At 69.6% G+C, this 26,739-nt stretch carries 22 protein-coding genes and 2 tRNA genes; 17 read left to right on the plus strand and 7 right to left on the minus strand.

Annotated features, from left to right (window positions below; translation table 11 throughout):
• Positions 1 to 7: 7 nt before the first annotated feature.
• Complete coding sequence (locus HNQ01_RS14835) at positions 8 to 955, minus strand: hypothetical protein (RefSeq protein ID WP_173806225.1); 948 nt, start codon at positions 953 to 955, stop codon at positions 8 to 10.
• 357 nt (positions 956 to 1,312) lie between these two features.
• Between HNQ01_RS14835 and HNQ01_RS14840 the strand changes: the two genes are divergently transcribed.
• The 10 genes from HNQ01_RS14840 to HNQ01_RS14885 all read left to right on the plus strand — a co-directional run bounded on the left by HNQ01_RS14840 (position 1,313) and on the right by HNQ01_RS14885 (position 9,662).
• The gene (locus HNQ01_RS14840; RefSeq protein WP_173806226.1) at positions 1,313 to 2,158 is read left to right on the plus strand and encodes an MBL fold metallo-hydrolase; all 846 of its coding nucleotides are present in this window, start codon (positions 1,313 to 1,315) and stop codon (positions 2,156 to 2,158) included.
• 133 nt (positions 2,159 to 2,291) lie between these two features.
• Complete coding sequence (locus HNQ01_RS14845) at positions 2,292 to 3,005, plus strand: ABC transporter ATP-binding protein (RefSeq protein ID WP_173806227.1); 714 nt, start codon at positions 2,292 to 2,294, stop codon at positions 3,003 to 3,005.
• Positions 3,006 to 3,046: 41 nt separating this feature from the next.
• Positions 3,047 to 4,039 (plus strand): PQQ-dependent catabolism-associated beta-propeller protein, encoded by a 993-nt coding sequence (locus HNQ01_RS14850; protein WP_173806228.1) that lies wholly within the window; start codon positions 3,047 to 3,049, stop codon positions 4,037 to 4,039.
• A gap of 14 nt (positions 4,040 to 4,053) precedes the next feature.
• Positions 4,054 to 5,247, plus strand: a complete 1,194-nt coding sequence (locus HNQ01_RS14855) for a type 1 periplasmic-binding domain-containing protein (RefSeq protein WP_434801510.1) — start codon at positions 4,054 to 4,056, stop codon at positions 5,245 to 5,247.
• Positions 5,247 to 6,092 carry an ABC transporter permease gene (locus HNQ01_RS14860; RefSeq protein ID WP_173806229.1) on the plus strand — a complete coding sequence of 282 codons (846 nt, stop codon included), beginning with the start codon at positions 5,247 to 5,249 and terminating at the stop codon, positions 6,090 to 6,092. Before HNQ01_RS14855 ends, HNQ01_RS14860 begins: the two co-directional genes overlap by 1 nt.
• Before the next feature lies 1 nt (position 6,093).
• Positions 6,094 to 6,807 carry a MotA/TolQ/ExbB proton channel family protein gene (locus HNQ01_RS14865; RefSeq protein ID WP_173806230.1) on the plus strand — a complete coding sequence of 238 codons (714 nt, stop codon included), beginning with the start codon at positions 6,094 to 6,096 and terminating at the stop codon, positions 6,805 to 6,807.
• Position 6,808: 1 nt separating this feature from the next.
• A complete protein-coding gene (locus HNQ01_RS14870; RefSeq protein WP_173806231.1) occupies positions 6,809 to 7,411 on the plus strand; it encodes a hypothetical protein in 603 nt (200 codons plus the stop codon).
• Position 7,412: 1 nt separating this feature from the next.
• Positions 7,413 to 7,913 carry a hypothetical protein gene (locus tag HNQ01_RS14875; protein ID WP_173806232.1) on the plus strand — a complete coding sequence of 167 codons (501 nt, stop codon included), beginning with the start codon at positions 7,413 to 7,415 and terminating at the stop codon, positions 7,911 to 7,913.
• Between the two features lies 1 nt (position 7,914).
• Positions 7,915 to 8,628: a hypothetical protein gene (locus HNQ01_RS14880; protein WP_173806233.1), complete on the plus strand. Its 714-nt coding sequence runs from the start codon at positions 7,915 to 7,917 to the stop codon at positions 8,626 to 8,628.
• Entirely contained in the window at positions 8,619 to 9,662 is a 1,044-nt protein-coding gene (locus HNQ01_RS14885; protein WP_286180836.1) for a tripartite tricarboxylate transporter substrate binding protein, read from the plus strand. Before HNQ01_RS14880 ends, HNQ01_RS14885 begins: the two co-directional genes overlap by 10 nt.
• Before the next feature lie 25 nt (positions 9,663 to 9,687).
• On the opposite strand, the gene HNQ01_RS14890 is transcribed toward HNQ01_RS14885, so the two are convergent.
• From HNQ01_RS14890 to earP, 5 genes are all read right to left on the minus strand, one after another.
• Positions 9,688 to 10,095 carry a hypothetical protein gene (locus HNQ01_RS14890; RefSeq protein WP_173806234.1) on the minus strand — a complete coding sequence of 136 codons (408 nt, stop codon included), beginning with the start codon at positions 10,093 to 10,095 and terminating at the stop codon, positions 9,688 to 9,690.
• Between the two features lie 284 nt (positions 10,096 to 10,379).
• On the minus strand, positions 10,380 to 10,724 hold the full coding sequence (locus HNQ01_RS14895; RefSeq protein ID WP_173806235.1) for a zinc ribbon domain-containing protein YjdM: 345 nt from the start codon (positions 10,722 to 10,724) through the stop codon (positions 10,380 to 10,382).
• Positions 10,725 to 10,779: 55 nt separating this feature from the next.
• Complete coding sequence (locus HNQ01_RS14900; protein ID WP_173806236.1) at positions 10,780 to 13,920, minus strand: DEAD/DEAH box helicase; 3,141 nt, start codon at positions 13,918 to 13,920, stop codon at positions 10,780 to 10,782.
• An 88-nt stretch (positions 13,921 to 14,008) separates the two neighbouring features.
• A complete protein-coding gene (gene efp / locus HNQ01_RS14905) occupies positions 14,009 to 14,563 on the minus strand; it encodes an elongation factor P (RefSeq protein WP_173806237.1) in 555 nt (184 codons plus the stop codon).
• A gap of 127 nt (positions 14,564 to 14,690) precedes the next feature.
• Positions 14,691 to 15,926 carry an elongation factor P maturation arginine rhamnosyltransferase EarP gene (gene earP, locus HNQ01_RS14910; protein WP_173806238.1) on the minus strand — a complete coding sequence of 412 codons (1,236 nt, stop codon included), beginning with the start codon at positions 15,924 to 15,926 and terminating at the stop codon, positions 14,691 to 14,693.
• Between the two features lie 33 nt (positions 15,927 to 15,959).
• On the opposite strand from earP, the gene uvrC reads away from it, so the two are divergent.
• The 6 genes from uvrC to HNQ01_RS14940 all read left to right on the plus strand — a co-directional run bounded on the left by uvrC (position 15,960) and on the right by HNQ01_RS14940 (position 22,464).
• Entirely contained in the window at positions 15,960 to 18,050 is a 2,091-nt protein-coding gene (uvrC, locus tag HNQ01_RS14915) for an excinuclease ABC subunit UvrC (protein ID WP_173806239.1), read from the plus strand.
• A 55-nt stretch (positions 18,051 to 18,105) separates the two neighbouring features.
• The gene (gene pgsA, locus HNQ01_RS14920) at positions 18,106 to 18,672 is read left to right on the plus strand and encodes a CDP-diacylglycerol--glycerol-3-phosphate 3-phosphatidyltransferase (protein WP_173806240.1); all 567 of its coding nucleotides are present in this window, start codon (positions 18,106 to 18,108) and stop codon (positions 18,670 to 18,672) included.
• A gap of 69 nt (positions 18,673 to 18,741) precedes the next feature.
• Positions 18,742 to 18,817 (plus strand) — tRNA-Val (locus HNQ01_RS14925).
• Between the two features lie 96 nt (positions 18,818 to 18,913).
• Positions 18,914 to 20,854, plus strand: a complete 1,941-nt coding sequence (locus tag HNQ01_RS14930; protein WP_173806241.1) for a SurA N-terminal domain-containing protein — start codon at positions 18,914 to 18,916, stop codon at positions 20,852 to 20,854.
• An 87-nt stretch (positions 20,855 to 20,941) separates the two neighbouring features.
• Positions 20,942 to 21,017: transfer RNA gene (locus tag HNQ01_RS14935), tRNA-His, on the plus strand.
• A gap of 172 nt (positions 21,018 to 21,189) precedes the next feature.
• Positions 21,190 to 22,464, plus strand: coding sequence for a tyrosine-type recombinase/integrase (locus HNQ01_RS14940; protein WP_173806242.1), 1,275 nt, complete (start codon positions 21,190 to 21,192; stop codon positions 22,462 to 22,464).
• 448 nt (positions 22,465 to 22,912) lie between these two features.
• Here the strand turns inward: HNQ01_RS14940 and HNQ01_RS14945 are convergent, their stop codons facing one another.
• Positions 22,913 to 25,687: a conjugal transfer protein TraG N-terminal domain-containing protein gene (locus tag HNQ01_RS14945; protein ID WP_173806243.1), complete on the minus strand. Its 2,775-nt coding sequence runs from the start codon at positions 25,685 to 25,687 to the stop codon at positions 22,913 to 22,915.
• Positions 25,688 to 25,933: 246 nt separating this feature from the next.
• On the opposite strand from HNQ01_RS14945, the gene HNQ01_RS14950 reads away from it, so the two are divergent.
• The coding region (locus tag HNQ01_RS14950) for a transposase zinc-binding domain-containing protein (protein ID WP_173806244.1) at positions 25,934 to 26,739 on the plus strand (806 nt) is incomplete at its 3' end.

A 26,739-nucleotide genomic window follows, 5' to 3' on the forward strand; every position in this document is an offset into this window, starting at 1 on the left:
CGTCGGCTCAGCGCGGCGCCGGCGCGCCGGCCTCGAACCAGCGCTGCTCGGCCTCGCGCCAGGCCAGCTGCCAGTTCAGCGCATGGCGCGCGCCGCGCGCGAACCTCGGTGCCTGCGGCGCCGGGGGCGGGTCGGTCTCGAGCGTGCCGTCGGCCTGCGCCTGGCCGGCCTGGCGCTGCAGCGTCTCCAGATAGTCCAGGTGTTCGGCGACGCCCGCGTCGTCGAGCGGCTCGCCCTGCTCGGGCACCCAGGTCCAGCCCGGACCGGCCGCGGGCTCGCGCAGCGTCTGCAGTGCCTGCAGCGACGACTGCATCGACGCGATCCGGCTGTCGCGCAGGTCGGGCGCGCCATCGCTCCACAGCAGGCCGTGCGCGGCGCCGATCCGCTGCGCGGGCAGAAGCCACACCGTGACCGCGGTCTCGTCCGAGCGCCGCAGCCGCCGCCACTGCCACGGCCCGAGCTGGCCGGACTCGCCCTGCAGCAGCCGGTCGGGCAGCACGATCGGCTGGCGCGGCGCCTGCGCCGGGCGGCCGGTGCGCTCGGCCAGGCGCGCGATGCAGCGCGGGCAGCGCTCGCGCATCGCCGCGGCCACCTCCGCATGTGCCCAGCGCCGTGCCGCGGGCAGTCCGGCCTGGCCGAGCACCAGCTCCGGCCGCGGCCAGGGCGCGATCACGTCGCTGACCGTGCGTCCGGTCCGCCGCGCCAGCCGGCAGTCCAGGGCCCGCGCGAAGGCCGCGTCGGGGCCGCTGCCGAGCAGCCAGAGCCGAGGGCCGTCGCGCACCGCCAGCAGGTTCGAGATGCGGCCGTGGTTGTCCGGCGAGCTGTCGCCGGCCGCGCCCTCGATCCGCCAGACCTGCGGCGCCAGCCGGGTGATCGACGGCTCGGGCGAGATCGGCGAGCAGCGCGGCGCGGCCGCCGCGGCGTCGGCGGGCCGCGCCGGCAGCAGGGCCGCCATCACCGCCGCACCGAGGCAGGAACGCCACGTCGGGACCCGGCGGGCAGGGTGTTTCGCATCTGACAAACGCATTCGGGTTGCCCCTGTGCCACGGTGGTCATCGAGATGTCACGGAATGGAACACTCCGGTCCGCCTCGCCGACGCGGCGCGGCAGGGCGGCTTCCGGGCCGCTTCCGGTGACGGGATCGTGGTGCAAATCCGGATCGTCGCGGGTGGCCAGCGTCGCCCAGGCGACATGATGGAACCCGGATTCGAACCGGCATGGCTCTTGCAAAAGACGGTTGAAAAAGCGATCCCATCATGACCGAACTCGAAACCGACGACACCGCCCGTGTCGCCCTGATCCCGGAGATGCCATGAAGCTGGTCGTCCTCAGGGGGGGCAACGAGGCCATCCCGTTGAACCCGATCACGCGCAGCGGCGCGTCCTCGACCCGCGCGCCCGGCGCGCTGGCGATCTCCGGCGACCAGCAGCGCTGGGTGCTGGTCAACATCTCGCCCTCGGTGGCCGAGCAGCTCGGCTCCGACGCGCGGCTGCTGCGCCACCGCGGCCTGGCCGATGCGCCGGTGCGCGCGGTGGTGCTGACCGACGCGCAGGTCGACCATGTGACCGGGCTGCTGAGCCTGCGCGACGGCGCGCCGATCCATCTCTACGCCACGCCGGCGGTGTTCGAGGAGCTGACGCACACGCTGCCGGTGCTGCCGATGCTCGAGCACTACTGCGGCGTGCACTGGCATGTCATCCCGGTGGCGGGCGAGTCGCGCGAGGCGGTGTTCCGCGTCGAGGGCCAGCCGACGCTGGAGTTCACCGCGATCGCCACCGACGGGCCGCTGCCGCCGCATGCGGCCAGCCCGGCCGCGCCGATGGTCGGCGAGACGATCGCGCTGGCGGTGCGCGACGTCGTCACCGGCCAGCGCCTGATGTGCGCGCGCAGCCTGTTCGAGGCCGGCGCGGACGCGATCGAGTGGATGCAGCAGGCCGACTGCCTGCTGCTCGGCGACGACCAGGCCGACCTGCGCCTGGACGCGGCCGAGCAGATCGACGCCGGCCAGATGCTGCTGTCCGAGCTCGACCGCGTCGGCGCGCGGCGCAAGCTGCTGATGCCGATCCCGGAGACCGGCCTGAGCTCGGCCGTGCCCACCGGTCTGCTGGCGCGCCACGGCATCGAGCTGACCGCCGACCGCATGGAGATCGATCTCTGAGCGGCCCGGAGCGTTCCGGCCGGGAAGAATTCCTCAGTGAAAGCACGGGTGCGACAGTCGCGCGCCGGACCGGTACAAAGCGGCCCGAGATGACGACTTCCTTCCTGTTCCCTTCCGTTCCGGTGATTCCGACATGCTGCAGATCCAGGGCCTGATCAAGCGCTACGGCGAGCGCACCGCGCTGGCGGGCCTGACGCTGGTGCTGCCCGCCGGCCAGTTCGTGGCGCTGCTGGGGCCCAACGGCGCCGGCAAGTCGACGCTGTTCCAGGTGCTGACCGGCCTGTTCGTCGCCGACGAGGGCGAGGTGACGGTGGCCGGGCAGTCGCTGCGCCATGCGGCGGTGCGCGCGCTGGCCGACATCGGCGTGGTCTTCCAGCAGATGTCGCTGGATCTGGACCTCTCGGTCGAGCGCAACCTGCGCTTCCACGCCGACCTGCACGGCCTGCCGCGCCGCGTCGCCACCGAGCGGCTGACGGCGGGCTGCCAGGCGCTCGGTCTCGAGAAGGACCTGGGCCGCACCGTGCGCGAGCTCTCGGGCGGCAACCGGCGCAAGGTCGAGCTGGTGCGCGCGCTGCTGCACCGGCCGAAGGTGGTGCTGATGGATGAGCCGACCGTGGGGCTGGATCCGAAGTCGCGCCGCGACCTGCTCGCCGCCATCCGCGCCGACATCGCCGAGCGCGGCACCACCGTGCTGTGGGCGACGCATCTGGTCGAGGAGGCCGAGGCCGCCGACCGCGTCGTCGTGCTGCACAAGGGCCGGCTGCTGGCCGACGGTTCGCCGGCCGCGGTCACGGTGGCGCTGGGCGGCGACGGGCTGGAAGAGGCCTTCATCCGCGCCACCCACTGATCGCCCCCTGATTTCCGCCGATCCTCCAGGAGACAAGAACCATGAATGCTCGCCGCCTTCCTTTCCTGCCGTCCGTCCTCGCGTCGGCCACGCTGGCCGCGCTGCTGGCCGCGGTCGCGCCGGCCCAGGCCCAGACCGCCTTCGTCTCGAGCGAGAAGGATCACACGCTGACGGTGGTCGACCTGAAGACGCAGGCCGTCACCGGCACGGTGGCCACCTGCAAGCGCCCGCGCCACCTGCAGCTCACGCCGGACGGCAGGCAGCTGATGGTGGCCTGCGCCGAATCGAACGCCGCCGACGTCATCGACCTGGCCACGCGCAAGTCGGTCGGCCGGCTGCCGATCGGCGAGGACCCCGAGGCCTTCGACCTCTCGCCCGACGGCAAGACGCTCTACGTGTCCGAGGAGGACGACGCGGCGCTGGGCTTCTTCGACATCGCGACCAAGAAGTTCACCCGCCACGTCGAGGTCGGCAAGGAGCCCGAGGGCGTCAAGGTCTCGCCGGACGGCAAGACGGTCTGGGTGACCTCGGAGGTGGCCAACCTGGTCCACGTGATCGACACCGCCTCGGGCAAGGTGGTCAAGAACGTCAAGGTCGGCAAGCGCCCGCGCCGCTTCGCGCTGACGCCCGACGGCAGCCAGCTCTGGGTCACCAACGAGATGTCGGCCAGCGTCACGGTGCTGTCGACCAAGGACTGGTCGGTCGTCGACACGGTGAAGTTCGAGGTCAAGGGCGCGCGCTCGACCGACATCACGCCGGTGGGCATCACGATGACGCGCGACGGCAAGCGCGCCTTCGTCGCGCTGGGCCGCGCCAACCATGTCGCCTTCGTCGACGTGGCCTCGCGCAAGACCACCGACCTGGTGCTGGTGGGCAAGCGCGCCTGGAACGTCACGCTGGACAAGGCCGAGTCGCGGCTGGTGGTAGTCAACGGCCTGTCGGACGACATCACGCTGGTCGATGTCGCCGCGGCCAAGCCGCTCAAGAGCATCCCGGTCGGTCGCGTGCCCTACGGCGCGGTGATCGTCGAGTGACGCGGGCGGGGGGCATGATGACGCGCACGCAGGCCAAGCAGGCCATGAACGCCCTGCGCCGCGGCGCGGTCGTGCTGGCGCTGGCCGGCACGGGCGCGCTGGCGCAGGCGGCGACCTTCAAGGTCACGCTGCTGCAGCCGGTCGACGACGCGCGGCTGGAGCGCAGCCGGCTGGAGCGCGCCTACCTGGGCCACCCGGGCGGGCCGGCCGCGGACGGGCTGCAGGTGGCGCTGAAGGAGGCCAAGTTCGAGCTGGAGGCCGCCGGCGCCGCCATCGTGCTCGACACCGTGCCGGTGGCCTCGGCCGCAGCGGCGCGCGAAGCGGCCGCCAGGGCGGAGAAGGGCGGCGCCGCGGTGGTGCTGGCCGATCTGCCGGCCGACTGGCTGCTGGCCGCGGCGGATGCGGTGAAGCTGCCGGTGATGAACCTCGGCGCGGCGGAGGACCGGCTGCGCGAGGCCGACTGCCGCGCGCGCCTGCTGCACCTGATCCCCAGCGAGCGCATGCGCGCCGACGCGCTGGCGCAGACGCTGACGAGCCAGCGCTGGTCGAGCGTGCTGCTGCTGACCGGGCCGTCGGCGCAGGACGCGCAGCGCAGCGCGGTCGCGCAGGCCGCGATCAAGCGCTACGGCCTGAAGCTGGCCGCGGCCAAGCCCTTCAAGCTCTCGGCCGATCCGCGCGAGCGCGACCTGGCCAACCCGCGGCTGCTGACCGGCAACCTGCAGTACGACGTGGTCTGGGTGGTCGACAGCGACGGCGAATTCGCGCGCGCGCTGCCCTACCGCACCGCGCTGCCGCGGCCGGTGGTGGGCGACGCGGGGCTGACCGCGCAGGCCTGGTCGGCGCAGTTCGAGCGCTTCGGCGCGCCGCAGGTCTCGCGCCGCTTCGCCAAGGCCGCCGGCCGTGCGATGACCGCGCACGACTGGTCGGCCTGGATGGCCGGCAAGGCGCTGGTGGCCGCCGCCAGCGAGGTGCCCAAGGGGCCGGCTGCGGCGCTGGCCCAGGCGCTGGGCACGCTGGAGTTCGACGGCTCCAAGGGCGTGCCGATGAGCTTCCGCGCCTGGGACGGCCAGCTGCGCCAGCCGATGCTGATGACCGACGGCCAGGGCGTCGTCGCCACCGCGCCGGTCGAGGGCGTGCAGCATCCCAGGAACAGCCTCGACACCCTCGGCGCCGATGCGCCCGAGAAGCTCTGCAAGGCGGTGCGCTGATGGCCGGCCCGATGCATGCGCTGCAGGCGATGCGCGCCATCGTCGGCCGGGAGGTGGCGAAGTTCGTGCGCCAGACCGGGCGGCTGGTGTCGGCGCTGGTGCGCCCGCTGCTGTGGCTGGCGGTCTTCGCCGCGGGCTTTCGCAACGTCTTCGGCATGTCGGTGGCCGAGCCCTACGACACCTACATCCCCTACGACGTCTACATCGCGCCGGGGCTGATCGGCATGGTGCTGCTGTTCAACGGCATGCAGTCGAGCCTGGCGATGGTCTACGACCGCGAGATGGGGCTGATGCGCCTCTTGCTGACCGCGCCGCTGCCGCGCTGGTGGATCCTGTTCTGCAAGCTCGCCGCCACCGCGGTGCTGTCGCTGGTGCAGGCGCTGGCCTTCGTGGTCATCGCCCGCCTGATCGGCACCGACCTGCCGCTGTGGGGCGCGCACACGCCCCACCTGCTGCTGGCGGCGGTGGGCTCGGCGCTGATGCTCGGGGCCCTGGGCCTGCTGCTGAGCGTGCATGTCAAGCAGCTCGAGAACTTCGCCGGGACGATGAACTTCGTCATCTTCCCGATGTACTTCATGTCGACCGCGCTCTACCCGCTGTGGAAGCTGGAGGAGTCGGGCGCGACCTGGGTCTGGCAGATCGCCCGCTTCAACCCGTTCACGCATGCGGTCGAGTGGATGCGCTACGCGATGTACGGCAAGGACGCGGGCCTGTCGCCCTGGATCGTGCTGGGCACGCTGGCGCTGTGCTTCGCGCTGGCGGCCTGGGGCTATGACCCGCAGCGCGGCTTCGGCGCGCTGACGAAACGCGGCGGCGGAGGTCCGCCCGGCGGCGCAGGAGGCTGACATGTCCGGTTTCTGGCAATCGATGCGCGAGCGCAATCGCGCAGGCACGGACCTGCCCGCGGACTACGCGCCGCCAGGCCGGGCGACCGCGGTCCCGGCGGATCTGCCGGCGCTGGCGCAGCGCCTGTTCTGGGGCTGGGCGCTGCTGGCCGGCGTGGCGGTCTTCTTCGCCTGGTGGATGCAGCGCCACGGCTGGTGGCGTGCGCTGGTCGACGGCGACCCGAGCGGCATCAGCGTGGTGATCGCGCTGCTGGGCGCGGTCGTCACCGGCTGGTGCGGGCTGCGCGCCTGGCGGCTGCAGGCCGAGGCGCAGCCCGGCCTCGCGCAGGGCTGGCGCGCCACCCATCTCGACGAGCTGCGCCGCGGCCAGCCCGAGGCGACCGCGCTGCTGTCCGAGCGCACCCACGGTCCGCACGAGACCGCCTGGTGGTTCACGGCAGCGTCGATCAAGCTCGGCCTGCTCGGCACGGTGGTGGGCTTCATCCTGATGTCGCTGCAGCTGGGGCAGTCGCAGAGCTTCGAGCTGGCCGAGGTGCAGAAGCTGCTGCAGCAGATGACCGGCGGCATGGCGATCGCGCTCTACACCACGCTGGTCGGGCTGGTGGTCAACCTGTGGCTGGGGCTGCAGCTGCTGCTGCTCGACCGGCTGGCCGACCGGCTGGCGGCCGACATCCTCGCCGACGCGGCCGCCGCCGGCGCCGCGCGCGGAGCCTGACATGGCGGTGCTGCGCCCGCGTCGCACCGACGAAATCGATCCGTTCAGCGACCTGCTGTTCAACACGCTGCTGATCTTCGTGATGCTCTTCGCCATCGCGATCGTGGCGATGAACCCGAAGGCCAGGACCGGCGTGATCGACGCCAAGGCCGAGTTCATCATCACCGTGACCTGGCCGGACATGAACCCCAACGACATCGACACCTGGGTCGAGGATCCGGGCGGCAACCGGGTGTGGTTCCGCCAGCGCGAGGGCGGAATGATGCACCTCGACCGCGACGACCGCGGCCTGGCGAACGACTCGATCGTGGTCAACGGCCAGCAGGTGGTGAACCCGCTGAACCAGGAGGTGGTGACGATCCGCGGCTTCGCGCCGGGCGAGTACGTCGTCAACGTCTTCTACTACGACAGCAAGAACGGCGAGCCGGTGCCGGTCAACGTCTCGGTGGTGAAGGTCAATCCGCGCGCCGAGGTGGTCTTCTACGGCACCGTGAACCTCGCTCGCAAGGGCGACGAGGCCACCGCGGTGCGCTTCTCGGTGGACCGCGACGGGCGCGTCACCGGGGTCAACACGCTGGCCAAGACGCTGGTGGAAAGGATCTGAGATGGCGATCACCGATGCGGTGCTGTGGGCCTTCGTCGCGGTGCTGTTCGTGCTGGGGCTGGCGCTGGTGGCCTCGCGCTGGCCGGTCTGGGCCAAGGGCCTGCTGGTGGCCGGGGTGACCGCGCTGTATTTCTGGAGCGATGCGGCGCTGGAAGGGGTGTGGGGCTGGCCGAGCCGCCATGCGCTGCCCGAGCGCTTCGTGCTGCTGGCGGCCGTGTTCGACGAGCCGGCCAAGGGGCGCGAGGGCGCGCTCTATGTCTGGGTCAACGCGATCGAGAACGGCAAGCCCTCGGAGCAGCCGCGCGCCTACCGGCTGCCGTACTCGAAGGACCTGCATGCGCTGCTGGGCGAGTCGATGAAGAAGGTGCGCCAGGGCGTCAGCCAGCTCGGCCAGGCCGAGCCCAGGCGCGGGCCGAAGGGCCTGAGCTGGCTGCGGCCCGGCTCGGACGAGCAGGTGGTCAAGATCCGCGACCTGCCCGCGCCGCAGCTGCCGGAGAAGTGAGATGAGCCGCCGCCGTCTTCCCGTCCTGGCCGGTGCGGCCGTGCTGGCGCTGCTGTCGGGCTGCAAGGAGCCGCCGGGCAGCGCGCTGTTTCCGCTGGAGTCCGGCCGGCGCTGGACCTACCGCCTGACCAGCGAGTGGGAGAACGACACCCGCGAGCGCGAGACGATCGTGCTCAGCAACGAGGGCCGCGACGGCACGCTGGAGTCCGGCAGCGCCTGGCGCCGGCACAGCGACTCCGGCATCGACTACTGGCTGCGCAGCGACGACACCGGCATCTACCGCGTCGCGACGAAGACCGAGCTGGACGATGCGCCCCGGCCGGACGAGAAGCCGCGCTACGTGCTGAAGATGCCGCTGGCCGCCGGCACGCGCTGGCAGACGACGACGACGACCTATCTGCTGCGGCGCAACTCCGAGTTCCCGCCGGAGATCCGCCACGGCCATCCGTCGATCCCGGTCAACTGGACGATCGAGGCGCTGGAGCAGTCCGTCGAGACGCCGGCCGGACGCTTCGAGCACTGCGTGCGGGTGCGCGGCGACGCGCTGGTCAAGCTGTTCGCCGACCCGGTCAACGGCTTTCGCGACATGCCGCTGACGACCCTGGAATGGTATTGCCCCGGCGTCGGGCTGGTGCGGGTGGAGCGGCGCGAGCCGGCCAACTCGACCTTCCTGACCGGGGGAACGATGACGATGGAGCTGATGGAATGGCAATGAAGGACAGGGCGCAGGCCGGGGCGACGAGCCCGGAGCGCCGGCGCCTGCTCGGGGCGATCGCGGCGGCGGTGGCCGCCGGGCCGGCAGGCGTGCTGGCGGCGCGGGCCCAGCCCGGCGGGGCGGCTTCCGGCAGCAGCGACACCCGCTTCCCGGTGCGCCCGATCACGCTGTGGGTGCCGTGGCCGGCCGGCGGCGCCACCGACCTGACGATGCGGCTGCTGGCCGATCTGGCCGGGCGCCAGCTGGGCCAGAAGGTCATCGTCGAGAACCGCTCCGGCGCCGGCGGCACGCTGGCGATGCCGATCCTGCAGCAGGCCGCGCCCGACGGCTACACCATCGCGCAGCTGCCGCACCCGGCGCTGCGCGCGCCCCACATCCAGAAGGTGCTGTGGGATCCGATCCGCGACACCACGCCGATCATCCAGATCTCCGGCGTGACCTTCGGCCTGCTGGTGCCCGCCGGCAGCCCGCTGCGCAGCTTCGAGGATGTGGTCGCCTTCGCGAAGGCGCGCCCGGGCGAGCTGACGGTGTCGACCAATGGCGTCGGCACCACGCCGCATGTGGTGATGGAGGAGCTCGCCGCGCGGCGCGGCTTCAGCTACGTGCATGTGCCCTACAAGGGCACCTCCGAGCAGATGCTGGCGGTGGCCTCCGGCCAGGTCACGATGGGCATCAACTCCAACGGCTTCGCGCCCTTCGTCGATTCCGGCCGGCTGCGCCTGCTGGCGACGCTGGCCGAGCACCGCAACCGCCGCTGGCCGAACGTGCCCACGCTCAAGGAGCTGGGGCAGGGCGTGGTCGCGACCTCGCCCTATGGGCTGGTCGGGCCGCACGGCCTGCCGCCGGCCGTCGTCGCGACGCTGCACGAGGCCTTCCGCACCGCGATGCATGCGCCGGCCCATGTGGCCGAGCTGGCCAAGTACGACCAGGAGCTGGACTACCTGAACCCCGAGGACTACGGCCGCAGCCTGCGCGAGAGCTACGCGGCCGAGAAGCGCGCGGCCGAGCGCATGGGGCTGGGCCGCGGCGGCTGAGGCGGCGCGGCGGCCGCGGGCCGCTTCAGCCGCCCTGCGCGTCCGGGGCGGGATGCGGTCGGCGGCCGCTGTAGCGCGGGATGTGCATGCCCAGGATCCACTCGGCATGGCTGACATGGCCGGGACGCGGGCTGATGGCGCGATAGCCGTCGCGGATGAGCCGGCGCAGGTGCCGCCTGTTGGCCATCGGCGCGACCATCACCTGGCCGATGACCGGCAGCACGATGCACAGCAGCATCAGCCCCCAGTCGCCGCGCCGGGCCAGCTCCAGCGGCCCGAGCAGCAGCACGGCCCGCGACGGGCCCACGCCCACCTCGTGCTCCTGACCGGAGTCCGGGTGCCGCATCAGGATCGTGTGCGGCGGCGCGCTGCCGGCGGCGTTCCGCTCGCCCGTCTCGGGCGACCCGTCGATCCGCTTGGCGAATCCGTTCATCTTCTCTTTCCCCCGCCTGCGCCTGCAGGCGTCAGCGCATCACCCTGATTGCATCTTGTTGCGCTGGTACCGGGAGATCCGTGACGGATTCCATGGACTGATCCGGTCCGTCACCTTGCGGACGTGACCCGATCTCGCGCTGTCGTGCTGGCCATCGTAGTGATTTTCACTTCGGGGCAAAAGTGAGAAAAAGGAAACAGGCCGGTCTTGTTGCGTGATTGTCAATGAATCGGGAGGCTGCGATAGCCTGGGTGCACAAGACCGGTGCACGCCGGGCCGGGCCGTCAGGCCTTGCGGACGAACTCCGACTTCAGCTGCATCGCGCCGACGCCGTCGATGCGGCAGTCGATGTCGTGGTCGCCCTCGACCAGCCGGATGCCGCGCACCTTGGTGCCGACCTTGATGACCAGCGAGGAGCCGCGCACCTTCAGGTCCTTGATCAGCGTGACGCTGTCGCCGTCGGCCAGCACGTTGCCGTTGGCGTCGCGCACCACCCGCGCGGCCTCGACCTCGGGCGCCGCCTCGGCGGCCTGGGCCGACCACTCATGGCCGCATTCGGGGCAGACGAGCAGCGCGCCGTCCTCGTAGGTGTAGGTGGACTGGCATTGGGGGCAGGGGGGTAGCGTCATGGTGGAGTGGGCTTGATGCGGGAGGAAAAGGCAGGACTGTACGTGAGCCGATTTTTCAAACATCGCGCAGCACACTGAACTCGCGGAACAGCCGCACTGGCAGCGGCTCCACCAGCTGCCAGACGACGCTCATCGGTCGACTGCCTTCGGCGGACACAAGGTGCACTGGGCCGCAGGCGCGGTAAGGCGTTCCAGGGCGCGATCTGACAAACAGCTGGAACTGCCAGCCCGACGCGGCAGACGTGTCCGCGCTGAGATAGCGCCGGCCTGCGGCTGTGTCGGGTCCGGCGCTGTTCTGGCTCTGCCAGTGAAATTGCGTCGTGCTGATCGCATGGTCGCGGTAGGCGATGCGGTCGTGATAGCCCTCGCTTTTGTCGAGCGTGACAAACAGCAGTTCGGTACGGCGGTCGTGCAGCGGCAAGACGCCGGCCTGGAAGGGCGAACGCCGCGAGGCGCTGAGCCAGCCGACAGCGGTCAGGATCTCGCGGATGCCATACGCCGCATGCAAGCACAGTGGCGTGTCTTCCAGGCCGGGCAGTGTTCGGCTTGGCAGTGTGCTACGGGCCTGTAGCAGCGCGGCCAGTTCACCCAGTTCCTGCCGGATGTCTGGGTGAGCCGCCAGCCGTTCCATCCAGGCTTGCGGTGTACCGGTCTGGTGGTGCTGTCCGTCGATTTGATAGGCCAGCATCTGCACCGTTAACGCATCGGCATGCTCTGTGCGGTCCGGGTGCGCCAGTGCCGCCATCGCCTCCAGGCGTCGTGTGTCCTCGATGTGAAGCAGATCCCCGAAGCGCCGGCTGAAATAGGCCTCTTCCGGGCCAACCGCCGAGTTCAGCAGGCCGGCATCGCGGCGCAGTGCGGTCCAGCCGCTGGGACTGCTGCCGGTGGCCTGGCGGTAGATGTCCTCCAGGCTGAGGAGCTGATCGCGCAAGAAGGTGCTGAGTTGCAGCGGCGTGCCTCCTGGGCGCTGCGCCGCATGGGCCTGCAACTCGGCACGCAGCCGTGACCAGCGGTTGTTTGCCGCTTGACGCAGGCTGGCCAGAACACGGTCGCGTGTCTGACGCTGCAGTTGCACATGGCAGCCCGCAGGCAGCGAGCCGAAGCCGTGTTCCACGCTGTCGATCAGTTCGCGCCGGGATTGACCGGTCAGCGCCCCGAGCAGGCGATCGAAGCGGAAATCGGCGCGGTGCTGGCCGACGAAGTCCAGCACCAGACAGCTTTCCTTGTTCGGGCTGAGCCTCAGCCCGCGGCCGATTTGCTGCTGGAAGACCACGGCGCTTTGTGTCGGACGCAGCAGCAGCAGGGTGTCGACAAAGGGCAGGTCCACGCCTTCGTTGTAGAGATCGACGGTGACCAGCGCGCAGAGTTCGCCTTGTTCGAGCCGGCGCGGTGCGCGGCGACGTTCTTCGTGATCGGTATCGCCGACGATGCAGGCCGCCGGCAGGCCGGCTGCATTGAAGTGGTGGGTCATCAGCTGCGCATGGGCCACCGAGACGCAGAACACCAGGGCGCGGCTGCGGCGTGCGTCGGCGGCCAGCCGACCCCATTCGCGGATGACGGCCCGGGCCCGCGCATCGTTGCCGGAGATCAGCCGATCGAGTTCGGCCCGCTCGCCCGCACGGTCCCAGGGGACGGCGCTCAGATCGGTTTCGTCGTCGCAGGCGTAGTACTCGAAGGGCGCCAGCAATTGCAGGTCCAGCGCATGCCACAGCCTCAGCTCGACCGCAGGCGAGCCGTCGCCGCGGAGGTCGAAGTAGGGCGTCAGGGGCTGGCCATCACCGCGCTCAGGCGTGGCTGTCAGTCCCAGCAGGATGCGCGGCCGGATCTGGCGCGCCAGCCGGTCGAAACGCTCACCGGCGAGGCGATGGCACTCGTCGATGATGACGGTGTGCCAGTGCCCTGGGCCAGGGCGGGTCAGCAGATCGCGGCTGTCGATGCTGTCGATGGTGGCGAAGAGATGGTCCGGGCTGTCGGGCTCATGGCCACCGGCGAGCAGGTCGCCGAACTCGGGGTCACGCAGCACCTCGCGAAAGGTGCGCAGGGCCTGGCGCAGGATTTCCTCCCGGTGAGCGACAAACAGCAGCCGTGGACGGCCGCCGTATTGCTGGCAGCTGCGCCGGTAGTCGAATGCCGCGACAACGGTCTTGCCGGTGCCGGTGGCTGCGACGACCAGATTGCGCCACCGACCCTGCTCGCGCTCGATGGCGAGCTGCTCGAGCATGTCCTGCTGGTAGCTCTTGGGCTGAAGATCAAAGAACCCGATGCGTGTGCCTGAGGTGGGGGTCTCGCCGGATTCGGTGCGCAGGGCACTCCTCAGCGCCGCCCGATGCATCGGGTCATCTGGGTCATAAGGCTGGAATTCGCTGTCGGACCACAGCGTTTCGAAATGCGCTCGGGCCTGTTCGAACAAGGCTTCCTGCGCGCGCTGAGTCAGCTTCACCGTCCATTCCAGCCCCCCGCTGAGCGCAGCGCCCGACAGGTTGGCACTGCCGATATAGGCCGAGCCGAAACCCGTGCAACGCCGGAAGATCCAGGCCTTGGCGTGCAGCCGGGTGCGTCTGCCGTCCAGAGAAATGCGCACTTCGCAGCCGGGCAGGCGCGCCAGCTCATCGAGCGCTTTGGCTTCGGTTGCGCCGGTGTAGGTGGTGGTCAGAATGCGGATTGGCAGACCGGACCGGCCGTCGGCGCCCACCGCGGTGGCTTGTACCAGCACATCGCGCAGCTTGCGCACACCCGACACGGTGATGAAGCTCACCAGGATGTCGACCTGATCTGCCGAGGCCAGCTCGCGGCGCAGCTCCTGCAGCAGAGACGGCGAGGCCTTGCCGGCGGTGAAAAGCCACGGGGCCATCAGACCGGTTTGGGGTGCCAAATCCCGATCTAGGCTTCGGTGGTGTTCGACGGCCTTGAGCAGTCGCGGGGGGACCGCAGCCAGATCCACGCCGAGACCCAAACGCTGGCGCAGCGAGATCAGCAACTCATTAACCAGCGCCAGCTGCTGATGCGCCCGGCCCTGGGGATCGCCCGGCAGGTCCTGCAGCACCTGACTGAGCTGGCGAGCGACCAGATCGATCAGTGCATCGGTGGCATCAGTCTGCAAGGACTGACAGTGGGCTTGTGCCCCGCTGGTCTCGATCTGTCGCGACAGGGCCTCGGTGAGAATCTGGTCGTACAGACCGTGGGGCAGGAAAGACATCCCGCCAGGCTAAATCAGAAAACAAAAAAGCGGCCCTCAGGCCGCTTCTTCATGTCCCGCGATGGATCGCGGGTGGGGCACCGTGCGCTCAGACGCGCTTCTTGTACTCGTGCGTGCGGGTGTCGATTTCGATCTTGTCGCCATCGCCGACGAACAGCGGCACGGCGATCTCGAAGCCGGTCGGGACGATGCGGGCCGGCTTCATGACCTTGCCCGAGGTGTCGCCCTTGACGGCCGGCTCGGTGTTGATCTCGCGGACCACCGAGGTGGGCATTTCGATCGAGATGGCCTTGCCGTCGTAGAAGGTCACTTCGACCTGCATCTCGTCGAGCAGGTAGTTCAGGGCGTCGCCCATGTTCTCCGCTTCGACTTCGTACTGGTTGAACTCGGTGTCCATGAACACGTACATCGGGTCGGCGAAGTAGGAGTAGGTGCACTCCTTCTTGTCGAGGATGATCTGGTCCATCTTGTCGTCGGCCTTGAAGACCACTTCGGCGCCGCCGCCGTTGAGCAGGTTCTTCATCTTCATGCGGACGGTGGCCGCGCCACGGCCGCCGCGGCTGTACTCGGTCTTCAGCACGACCATCGGGTCCTTGCCCTGCATGATGACGTTGCCGGCGCGGATTTCCTGTGCGAGTTTCATAGACGACTTTCGGTGGAAGCTGGGGCCGGGGTCTGGCGGGTGCGCCCGGCCGGGCATGGCGGTGATGGCGGTGAGCTGACATCGACCCGCCACACCGCGAAACCCGCCATTCTAGCCTGCTCGTGCGTCAGGACGTCGCCGGCGTGCCGTGCCCGCTGCGCGCGAGCGCCTCGGCCAGCAGCGCGCTGCCCAGGTCGGGCTGAAGCGCCCAGCGCGCGGCGCGCTGGCGGCAGGCCGCGCCCCAGCCCTCGCGCAGCAGCGGCCAGAGCTGCGCCCACACCGCCGGCAGCCGCGCCGGCGACTCCAGCCCGTTCCAGAGCCGCATCATCTCGGCCACCGGCCGCGCCAGCGGCGCGGGCATGCCCTGCAGCGCGAGATCCAGGAAGGCCTCGAGCTTGGGCGCATGCGCGCCGTCGTCCTGGCGGTAGAGCTGCCACAGCATCGGCCGCCCGGCCCAGATCGCGCGCACCGCGCTGTCCTCGCCGCGCACCAGGTTCAGGTCGCAGGCCCACAGCAGGCGGTCGAACTCGATCTGCGAGACATGCGGCAGGAAATGCAGCCGCAGCGCGCCGACCTCCAGACCGGCCTCGCTGCGGTGCAGTCCGCGCGCGGCCAGCCAGGCGCGCACCTGGCGCTCGCTGTGGCCGGGCGTGACCAGCAGCGTGGTGGTGATGCCGCGCGACGGCCGCACGGTGCCGCCGTGGCCGTCGGCCAGCAGGTCCAGCCAGGCCGGCAGCAGCGGCTGGGCGTAGCCGAACAGCAGCATCAGCGCGTGGTCGGCCGGATCGTCGGCGCCCAGGCGCAGGCCCAGCCGCGCCAGCGTGGCCGCGCGGTGGTGCGCGTCGCGGCGCGCCAGCAGGCCCGGCTCGCGCAGCAGCCCGCCGGTGCGCTCGGTGAAGCCGGGATAGAAGAACCACTTCGTCAGCCCGCGCCCCGGACCGCTCCACTGCGGCGAGGCCAGCCGGTGCGAGCGCTCGACATAGGGCTCGGCGCTCAGGTACTCGAGGTTGAACCACAGCGGCGCCGGCGCGCCGGACGCGGCCCGCGCCGCCATGCGCGCGACGAAGGCCGCCGGCGGATCGCAGCCGAAGGCCTCGACCACCACGTCGCCGGGCACCTCGTCGTCCAGCGGATCGCGCCAGGGCAGCACCTCGACGCCGGGCGCGCCCTGCGGCGCCATCCAGTTCAGCGCCGAGGCGTCGTCGATCCACAGCCGCACCTCGGCGCCGCGCCCGGCCAGGTCGCAGGCCAGGCGCCAGCACACGCCCAGGTCGCCGTGGTTGTCGATGACGCGGCAGAACAGGTCCCAGCGGCGCAGCGCGGCCGGAATGGACAGCAGGGGGGCAGGGCTTTCCTCGGTCATGGCGCGATTATCCCGGGCGGCACAATCGTGACCATGACGACGCCGCAGAAGAAGACGCAGACGCCCGAGACATCGCCCGGACCGGTCGCCGAACCGGTCGCCGAACCGGTCGCCGCACCGGGGCCCGACGAGGCTGCAGCCGCCGCCGCGCTGACCGCCGCCGCGGCCGCCGCCCGCGAGCGGCTGCTGGCCGAGGTGGCCGCGCTGCCGCTGCTGCCCGGCGTCTACCGCTACTTCGACGCCAACGACCAGCTGCTCTACGTCGGCAAGGCCAAGCTGCTGCGCCGGCGCGTCTCGAGCTATTTCCAGCGCGATCACGGCGGCACGCGCATCGGCCACATGGTCTCGCGCATCGTGCGGCTGGAGACGACCGTGGTGCGCTCCGAGGCCGAGGCGCTGCTGCTCGAGAACAACCTGATCAAGACGCTCAACCCGCGCTACAACATCCTGTTCCGCGACGACAAGAGCTATCCCTACCTGAAGTTCGTCAGCCACGACTTCCCGCGGGTCGTCTACTACCGCGGCGCGGTCGACCGCCGCCACCGCTACTTCGGCCCCTACCCGAGCGCCTGGGCGGTGAAGGAGGGCATCCAGCTGATGCAGAAGGTCTTCCGGCTGCGGACCTGCGAGGACAGCGTCTTCGCCAACCGCAGCCGGCCCTGCCTGCTGTTCCAGATCCGGCGCTGCTCCGGCCCCTGCGTCGACCTGATCAGCCGCGAGGACTATGCGCACGACGTGCGCGAGGCCGCGCGCTTTCTCGGCGGCGAGACCGAGCAGGTGCTCGCCGGCCTGCAGCAGCGCATGATGGACGCGGCCGAGCGCTTCGAGTACGAGCGCGCCGGCGAGATCCGCGACCAGATCGCCACGCTCTCCAAGGTGCTTCAGCAGCAGGCGGTCTTCAACCTGGACGACCGCGACGTCGACATCCTGGCGGTGAAGGTGCAGGGCGGGCGCGCCTGCGTGAACCTGGCGATGGTGCGGGGCGGCCGCCATCTCGGCGACCGGGCGCATTTCCCGGCGCATGTCGAGGACGCGATGGCGCTGCAGTTCGACGAAGTCGAGGAGAGCGCCCCCCCCGAGGCGGCCTCCGAGGCGGTCGCCGACGCCGCGCCGCCGGTCGAGCTGCGGGTGCTGGAGGCCTTCATCGCCCAGCACTACCTGGGCACCGACTGCCCGTCGCTGCTGGTGACCAGCCACGCGGTGTCGCGCGAGCTGCTGGCGGCGCTGTCGGAGCAGGCCGGGCGCAGGGTGGCGGCGCAGCACCAGCCGCGCGAGCAGCGCCGCGCCTGGCTGGACATGGCGATCAAGGGCGCCGAGCTGGCGCTGGCACGGCTGCTGGCCGAGGAGGGCTCGCAGCAGGCGCGCACCCGCGCGCTGGTCGAGGCGCTCGATCTCGCGCCCGAGGGGAGCGACGGCGGGCTGGAGTCGCTGCGCATCGAGTGCTTCGACATCAGCCACACCGCGGGCGAGGCCACGCAGGCGTCCTGCGTGGTCTTCGAGGGCCATCGCATGCAGCCCTCGCAGTACCGCCGCTACGACATCCACGGCATCACCGGCGGCGACGACCACGCGGCGATGCGCCAGGTGCTCGAGCGCCGCTACGGCAAGCTGGCCGAGGCCGCGCGCGAGGACGGCGGCGCCGCGCCCCCGCGGCGCAGCGGCCAGGCCCGGCTGCCGGACCTGGTGCTGATCGACGGCGGGCGCGGTCAGGTGGCGATGGCGCGCGAGGTCTTCGAGCAGCTGGGGCTGGACCTCTCGCTGATCGTCGGCGTCGAGAAGGGCGAGGGCCGCAAGGTCGGCCTGGAGGAGCTGGTCTTCGCCGACGGCCGCGAGAAGGTGTATCTCGGGCGCGACTCGGCCGCGCTGATGCTGGTGGCGCAGATCCGCGACGAGGCGCACCGCTTCGCCATCACCGGCATGCGCGCCCGGCGCGCCTCGGTGCGCACCGGCGCGGGCTCGAGCCGGCTCGAGGAGATCGCCGGCGTCGGCCCGAAGAAGCGCGCGCGGCTGCTGCAGCGCTTCGGCGGCGTGCGCGGCGTGGCCGCGGCCAGCGTCGAGGAACTGGCCTCGGTCGAGGGCATCTCGCAGGACCTGGCCGAGGCGATCTACCAGGCGCTGCGCTGACCCCGCGGTACCGCGTTGTCAGCGGCGTCATGCGGCCAGCAGGCACAATGCGTGCATGTTCTGGACCCTGCCTACGCTGCTGACCTGGGCGCGCATCGTCGCCATCCCCCTGATCGTCGGGATCTACTACCTGCCCGTCGACATGGCGCAGCGCAACCTGATGGCCACCGCGCTGTTCGTCGTCGTCGCGCTGACCGACTGGCTCGACGGCTGGCTGGCGCGCCGGCTCAACCAGACCTCGTCCTTCGGCGCCTTCCTCGATCCGGTGGCCGACAAGTTCCTGGTCTGCGCGGCGCTGCTGATCCTGCTGCAGCTCGACCGGGTCAACGCGCTGGTGGCGCTGGTCATCATCGGCCGCGAGATCGCCATCTCGGCGCTGCGCGAGTGGATGGCGCAGATCGGCGCCTCGCGCAGCGTGGCGGTGCACATGATCGGCAAGCTCAAGACGACCGCGCAGATGGTCGCCATTCCCTTCCTGCTCTACGACGGCCGGCTGCTGGGCGTCGTCGACACCCGGCTGTGGGGCACGGTGGCGATCCTGGGGGCGTCGGTGCTGACCATCTGGTCGATGGTCTACTACCTGCAGAAGGCGCTGCCGGAGATCCGCGCCAAGGCGCGCTGAAGCGGCAGATCCCGGCAGGGGGCGCCCATCTGATACAGTCACGGTCCTGCCGGACGTGCGGGTCGCACCGGGTGCTTAGCTCAGTTGGTAGAGCGGCGCCCTTACAAGGCGTAGGTCGGGGGTTCGAGCCCCTCAGCACCCACCAGCATCTTCCCGGTGCCCACGGTGGCGCCCGACGATCACGGCAGCATCATCAAAGGCGAACCCCGGTTCGCCTTTTTCATGTCGCAAGGAAGCGTCGATGTTCGATTTCGTCCGCCGCCACAACCGGATCCTGCAGTTCATCCTGCTGCTGCTGATCGTCCCGTCCTTCGTGGTGTTCGGCATCCAGGGCTACAACAAGTATTCCGAGGGCCGCAACCATGTCGCCCGCGTCGACGGTCAGGACATCTCGCAGTCCGACTGGGACGCCGCGCACCGCAACCAGGTCGAGCGCATGCGCGCGCAGATGCCCGGCGTCGACGTGAAGATGTTCGACACGCCGGAGATCCGCCAGCGCGTTCTCGAGGATCTGGTGCGCGAGCGCGTGGTCTTCGCCGCCGCGCGCGACCTGCACCTGAGCCCGACCGAGGAGCGCCTGGACCGGCTGTTCAAGACCGATCCGCAGTTCGCCGGCCTGCGCAATCCGGACGGCAGCGTGCGCAAGGAGCTGCTGGCCGCGCAGGGCATGAACTCGGCGCTGTTCGCGCAGCGCCTGTCGCAGGACCTGGCGATGCGCCAGGTGCTGTCGGCGATCGGCCTGTCGGCCTTCGCGCCGGAGTCGGTCGCGCGCGCCGCGGTCGATGCCTTCTACCAGCGCCGCGAGATCCGCGTGCAGCGCTTCGACGCCCGCGAGCAGCTCGGCCGCGTCCAGGTGGGCGATGCCGACCTGCAGGCCTACTACGACGACCCGCGCAACGCCGCGCGCTTCCAGGCGCCCGAGTCGGTGACGATGGAGTACCTGGTGCTGGACCTGCCGGCCGTCGAGCGCGGCATCAGCGTGCCCGAGGACGACCTGCGCAAGTACTACGGCGAGAACGCCTCGCGCTACGAGCAGCCGCAGGAGCGCCGCGCCAGCCACATCCTGGTCAAGGCCGAGGCCGGCGGCCCGGCCGACGCGCGGGCCCGGGCGAAGGCCCGGGCCGAGGCGCTGCTGGCCGAGGTGAAGAAGAACCCGGCCGGCTTCGCCGACCTGGCGCGCAAGAACTCCGACGACCCCGGCTCGGCCGCCAAGGGCGGCGATCTGGACTGGTTCTCGCGCGGCGCGATGGTCAAGTCCTTCGAGGAGGCCGTCTTCGCGCTGAAGAAGGGCGAGATCAGCGGCGTGGTCGAGAGCGACTTCGGCTACCACGTCATCCAGCTGACCGACGTGCGTGGCGGCGAGCGCCGCGGCTTCGAGTCGGTGCGCGCCGAGATCGAGGCCGAGGTGCGCAAGTCGCTGGCGCAGAAGCGCTTCGCCGAGACCGCCGAGCAGTTCACCAACCTGGTCGAGCAGGAAGACTCGCTCAAGCCGGTGGCCGAGCGCCTGCACCTGACGCTGCGCCGCGTCGAGGGCTTCACCCGCGGCTTCCAGCCGAAGGAGGCCAAGGCCGAGGACGCCGCGGTGCTGGCCAGCCCGAAGCTGGCCGAGCTGGTCTTCCAGTCCGAGACGCTGGCCGGCAAGCACAACTCGCAGGCCACCGAGATCGGCGCGAGCCAGATGGTGGCGGTGCATGTGTCGGCGCACCAGCCCGCGCGCAAGCAGGCGCTGGCCGACGTGCGCGAGGCGGTCAAGGCCGCGGTCACGCAGGCCCGCGCCGCCCAGGCCGCCCGCACCGAGGGCGAGGCCCGTCTGGCGCAGTGGAAGGCCAGGGCGCCGGACGCCGCGTCGCTGCCGGCGGCCGTGACCCTGTCGCGCGCGCGCTCGCAGGACCTGCCCAAGGCGCTGGTCGACGCGGTGCTGAAGGCCCCGGCCGAGAAGCTGCCGGCCTGGGTCGGCGTCGACCTGGGCGGCGACGGCTACGCGGTCGTGATGATCGAGAAGGTGCTGCCGGCCGACGTCGCCGACACCGGCCCGATCGACAAGGTGCGCCAGCAGTACGCCGCGATGTGGGCCGGCGCCGAGTCCGAGGCCTACCTGGCGGCGCTGCGCAAGCGCTACAAGGTCGAGATCACCGGCAAGGCCAAGGCCGCCGAGGAGCCGGCCGGCGCCGCCTCGAAGTGAGCTGAATAAAAAACGGCTCGAAATGCTTGCACGATAGAAAAGAGTCGTACTACAATTCAATTCTTCGCTCAGCAAGCGAACGCAGCGGTGGCTGTAGCTCAGTTGGTAGAGTCCCAGATTGTGATTCTGGTCGTCGTGGGTTCGAGTCCCATCAGCCACCCCATCCCAGCGTTTCATCAGGTCCCATGCCGGACCGAACTTCCCGCCAAATCAACGACTTAGCCGGTCGCTTGAGTCAGGAAGGTTCCTGCCGTCCCACGGCAGCGCAGCGCAAGTAGGGGAACATGTAGGGGAACAAGTGGCGTTCGTCATGCCATTTGGAGCTTTGTTCCCCTATGCTCACCGACAAGCAGTGCAAGAACGCGTTCTGCCCAGAGGGCAAAGCCCGCGCACGGGCGACCGATTCAGGTGGTCTCTACCTCGAAGTTGCCGGCGCCGGGTCCAAGCGTTGGTTCTGGAAGTACTACTTCGACGGAAAAGAGAAGCGCCTCTCCTTGGGTTGCTACCCTGAGGTCAGCCTCAAGGATGCTCGGGCCGCTCGAGACGATGCGCGGAAGCAACACCAATCAGGCATCGACCCGGTGCTCGCAAGGCAGGTCGACCGTCTCAGTTCCCGGTTCGACGCCAACGCCAGCTTCGAGGTGACCGCGCGCGAGTTCCACGCGACAAAGAAGGTCGGCTGGAGCGATCACTACGCCAAGCGCTGGATGGAGCGCCTCGAGAAGGACATCTTCCCCTGGCTGGGCAAGCTTCCGCTCTCCCAGATCGGCGCACCGATGCTGCTGCAGACGCTGCGGCGCGTCGAGGCACGTGGCACGCGCGAACTGCCTCACTCTCTGCTGGAAGCCTGCGGGCAAGTGTTTCGATACGGCGTTGCGACCGGACGTTGTGAGCGCAGCCCCGCTTCGGATCTGCGCGGCGCACTGAAGCCGGTGCTGACGAGGCACGTCTCGGCGATCGTCGAGCCGGATCAGGTCGGCGACTTGATGCGCGCGATCGACGGCTACCACGGTCACCCCGTCACCCGGGCGGCACTGCTTCTGTCGGCACTGCTCTTCCAGCGGCCAGGGAACATCCGGCAGATGGAGTGGGCCGAGCTGGATCTCGAGGCAAGGATGTGGGCGATACCCTCCGCCAAGATGAAGCGGACAATGCGGGAGAAGATCAACGGAAGGCCGCATCTGGTTCCGCTCGCCACCCAGGCTGTAGACGCTCTGAAGGACCTGATGCCGCTGACCGGCCGAGGGCGATACGTGTTTCCGTCCCTGATCAGTGCCAAGCGGCCGATGAGCGAAAACACGGTCCGCGTTGCCCTGCGCCGGCTAGGCTTCGACAACGAGACGATGACTCCGCATGGATTCCGGGCGATGGCCCGTACCGTGATGGTGGAGCGGCTCAACGTGGCGCCGGACGTGATCGAGGCCCAGCTGGCACATGGGAAGTCCGGCCCGCTGGGCGCTGCCTACGACAGGGCGGAGTTCATCGAACAGCGGCGCGACATGATGAGCGCCTGGGCCGACTACCTGGACTCCTTGAAGAACTGCCGAACTCCGGGGCAGCGTCCCGCTGTGCCCTGCGAGCCCACGCGGGAGAGCACCACGGAAGCCTGATGTTTGTGTAGGCTTCCTCCGGACCGACCAGAGACGGCTCAGGTGTTGGCCCTCAAAGGTCGTTTCGGACACAGGCTGCAACAGCGTGAAGCTCGAAGACTAGGACACTGTCTTCCGTGAGCTTGAGTTGACCTCACTTCAAATGCGAATGCTGGCCTTCTTGGTGCTTGTCCTTGCGGGTGCCCTGGCCGGGTGGGCGATATGGCAGGACGAAGCTTTGGCCACGCGGCTTGTCCTCGCGGCGGTCGGCGCCCTCGTGGGGGCTGCAGTGGGGGGTGCGCTGCTCAAGATTGGGCGGGGGCAGGTGTCTCGATCGCTCACAGCCAATCCCATTCCAGGTTCCGGCGTGACTTCCGAGGACCTCGCGGCCAACTACTGGCGCGACAAGGGACACCCACCCTTCATGAAGCCGCCTGAGGGGGACCCGCCATCTCGCGGGCAAGATTGACTACCGCTTGATGATCCCCTTCACTGCGTCTTTGGCATCTTGGAAGGTCTCGGCCGCGTCCCGAGCCACTTGCCTTGCGGTGCCTTTGAATAGCGACTGCCGTGGGGAAATCGTGCCGTCGTCGGCGCGCCCGGGGCTCCGCTCGTCATCGAACTCTTGCCGTCGAGCAGCAGTCCGGCCACGGAGATCGTCCGACGACGTCTGAATCTGCTGGCGAGCGTCGCTTGGTTCGGGCGCAGGTTGTGCCGGTGGAGCGACTGGAAGAGGAGCCTGACGAACTGCGCCCGTCGCTCTTCGATATGTAGCGTCAATGTCCGGCGTGATGCGCGGGTCACCGCTGTTGGTCGTGTACAGATGGCGGACGTCGTCGAAGGATGACGGCATGCCAGTGCCGTCGCTGAAGTTTCGGGTTGGAGCCAGCGCCTGTCGGGCAAGTTCAGCGCTCAGCAGTTGTTGAGCGGACGCGCTGGTACCACCGTACTGTTCAGCGTACCGAGTGAACATCGCCAGGTTGTAGGGATCCTGCGCAATGTCGATTGAAATCGAATCGCCTCTCTCCCTGGCCACGGCAAGCCGCTCAGAGAACGCGGCGCGATCGGCAAGGGAAGCATCTGCGCGGGCGGAGCGCGCGGTTGTGGTGGCGATCCTCGACGACAGTTCGCGTGCTTCGCGAGCATCGGTGGCTACAAGGCTCGCGACGGAACTGTCGCGCGACACACGATCGCCGAACTGCTTGAACTCCGAGGCCTGCTCGGACGTGAGCGCACCAAGCACCTTCCGCTCGTCTGCACTCAGTCCGGACAGGTAGGTCTTGTCTGCACTCGCGTTCAGTTGGGCGCCAACGAACCGCGCATTGAATCCGGCGTGACCTGTAACGCCAAGCGCAATGCGAGCAACCTGAGACTGTGTCAGCCCAGTGGACTCGGAAACACTTCGGGAGATCTGATCCAGCCGATCGATGGTCTGCCCCAACTGCTCGAAGCTGCTGGATGTCGATCCTGTGCTGCTTCGCGATGACTTCAGCTTTGCCAAGCCCTTGCTGAATGCCTCGGACAGCACCGCCGAACGTTCGGTGCTGGCGGCAACGGCTTCGCTTCGGGCTGCGTCGACCTGGCGGCTGGCGTCCTGTACGTCCTGCTCGCTCACGCGCATCGATACGACCCGGGACGCGTAGCCCTGGTTGCGCAGCAGGCTCACGGCGGTCCGGCCGGTCAGCATGTTCGACGAGAAGGTGTTGCCGCTGATGTCGTTCTGCCAGTTGCTCATGAATGCGGACGTCCTGTTCGGCGCGAGCCGGATCTGGTCCATCGAGACATTGCCCATGCTCAGATTGCCCGCGGCGGCACCTGCCGTGGCGCCGGCCACCATCGACTGCAGGCCTGAGAGACCGCCCACCAGCGCGGTGCCAAAGGTCTCCATCCGCTTGAGCGCGGCCCAGGCGATGAACGGGATGCTGATGGCGAGGTAGCCGACAACGGCCTCGCCGGAGATCGCCCGGGAGTAGATCGTCGATGCCGTCTGCAGCGACAGAGCCTTGGCGCCGCTGCCAAGGTCGGCTGCTGCCGCGAGGTCGTAGGCGGCATAGATGGATGCCATGTAGTTGAGCACGGCGTACAGCGGTGGCCAAAGCTGGATCCAGATCAGCACCGCGGCGTAGCCCTTGAAGGCCAGCATGGTCTCGCGCCCGCTGGTCAGCAGCATCAGCAGGACGAGCAGGGGGAACAGCGCGTAGGTGATGGCCTCGATCACGTTGCGGAACACGGGCAGCGCCTGCTCGGCGACCTTGCCGGCGTTCAGCCAGGCCGCGTTCTGCTGCGCCACGGACTGCGCCCGTCCGACGGCCAGCACCATGGCCGCCGGGTCGTTCACCTTCTGACCGATGATGTTGCTCGTGTCGTTGATCGCATTCAGCACCGCGTTCTGGCGGATCAGGTCGGCCGCTGTCGCTGCCGCGGTCGCGATGCTGTTCTTCAGGTAGGCCTGCTGGATCTGCCCGGCGATGGCGGCATTGGCGGCCGCAGCCGGCAGCGTCGGATTCAGCTGGAAGGCGAGCTTGCCCTGGATGCGGGTCAGTTGCGCGGGAAGCCGGCCGTTGAGGTTCGTGTAGGCGTTCGGGCAGGTGTCGACGGTGATCGAGCCGCCAGCGCTTGTCAGGGTCGTGAAGCGGGCCGGGTTGGGAGATGCCATCAGCGCCCACACGTCGTCCGAACTCGAGAACGTGCCCGGATCGACCGTGCCGTCGATCAGGTCGTACATCGTGCAGTTGTGGATGAAGTTGACCAGGTCCGTGCGGAAGTTCGGATCCTGGAAGGCGACGCCGCCTGTCTCCCGGATGAGGCGGTTGCCGAACATCAGGCCGTTCTTCTCGTAGCTCAGTTCGCTCGGCAGGGCGCCGACACCCGGGATGACCTGGAAGGCCGTCTCGAACAGGCCCGTGAGCGTGTGCCCGACCGTACTGGTGACACTGCCGAGAAAGGCCACGCCGAAGGGGACGTTGGCCACCACCTTGACGGCGGATCCGCCGGTCTTGTCGACGACGCCCACGGTCACCCGCGGCACGATGAGGACGGAGAACACCAGCAGCACCGTGGCCAGCCACTTCCAGCCCTGCAGCTTCTCGGGCGCGAAGGCGTAGGCCACCAGCGCCGCGATGAACCCGCAGAAGGCCACGGCGGCGACCGCCGCCATGTAGTCGCCAGAGCCGTGGATGGTTGCCGCAGCGTTGAAGATGCCGAACAGGCTGTCGGCGTTCTGGTAGGCGTAGATCTCCCACATGCGTCGCTCCAGGGGGAGCGTGGATCCTGAAGCGATGTGACGATGGCGTCGGCCAGGAACGACCTCAAAAGCACGGGGATATCGGCACTAAGGTGAACGACGGACTCCCGCCGGGGCTGGCCCACCCCAACCGGCTGCACCCGGTGGAGGGCCATCTTCTTGCACCCACAAGCCCGACCGAAGGGCGATGGCGAGTGCAGGGCGATGCTGGGACGGTAGAGGTCCCCATCGAGTCCTCTGCATGCCGTGCACGCCGCCCGCCAGCCCGGTTCCTTACCCGGCTTGGCCAGCCGGCTCCACTACGAACGCCACCGACCGGAGCAGACCACGCTGTACCGCCTGGTCCAGCAGCATGCGGCCAGCTTCATCGCCCACACCGAGGCCAGCACGGACGCCGAGTTGCCGCGGTTCATCAAGGACGAGTTCGACGCCTTCCTCGAGTGCGGCATCCTGGCGCATGGATTCCTGCGGCTACGCTGCGGCGAGTGCGGCCACGACAAGCTGCTGGCCTTCAGCTGCAAGCGCCGGGGATTCTGCCCCTCTTGCGGCGCCCGGCGCATGTCGCAGACCGCTGCGCACCTGGTCGACCACGTCATCCCGCACGTGCCGGTGCGGCAATGGGTGCTGTCGCTGCCGATCCCGCTGCGCGTGCTGCTGGCCGCGCAGCCGGAACTGGTCACGCCGGTGCTGCAGGTGGTGCAGCGCGTGGTCACGCGACATCTGCTGCGGCAGGCGGGGCTCAAGGCTGACGAAGGTCACGGCGGCGCCGTCACGCTGATCCAGCGCTTTGGCTCGGCCGCCAACCTCAACATCGACCTGCACTGTCTGGTACTGGACGGGGTGTACTGCTGCGACGCCGATGGTTCGCCGGCCTTCATTGAGGCGGATGCGCCCACCGACGACGAATTGCACGCGCTGCTGCAGACCGTCATCGCCCGGCTGATGAAGATGCTCACGCGCCGGGGCGTGCTGGTCGAAGACATGGGCCAGACCTACCTGGCCGAGCCGGATGCCGACGGCGAGGAGGCGCGCACGCTGCGGCCGCTGCAGGC

It is taken from the genome of Sphaerotilus uruguayifluvii (assembly GCF_013294065.1).
GTDB classification, from domain to species: Bacteria; Pseudomonadota; Gammaproteobacteria; order Burkholderiales; family Burkholderiaceae_C; genus Sphaerotilus; species Sphaerotilus uruguayifluvii.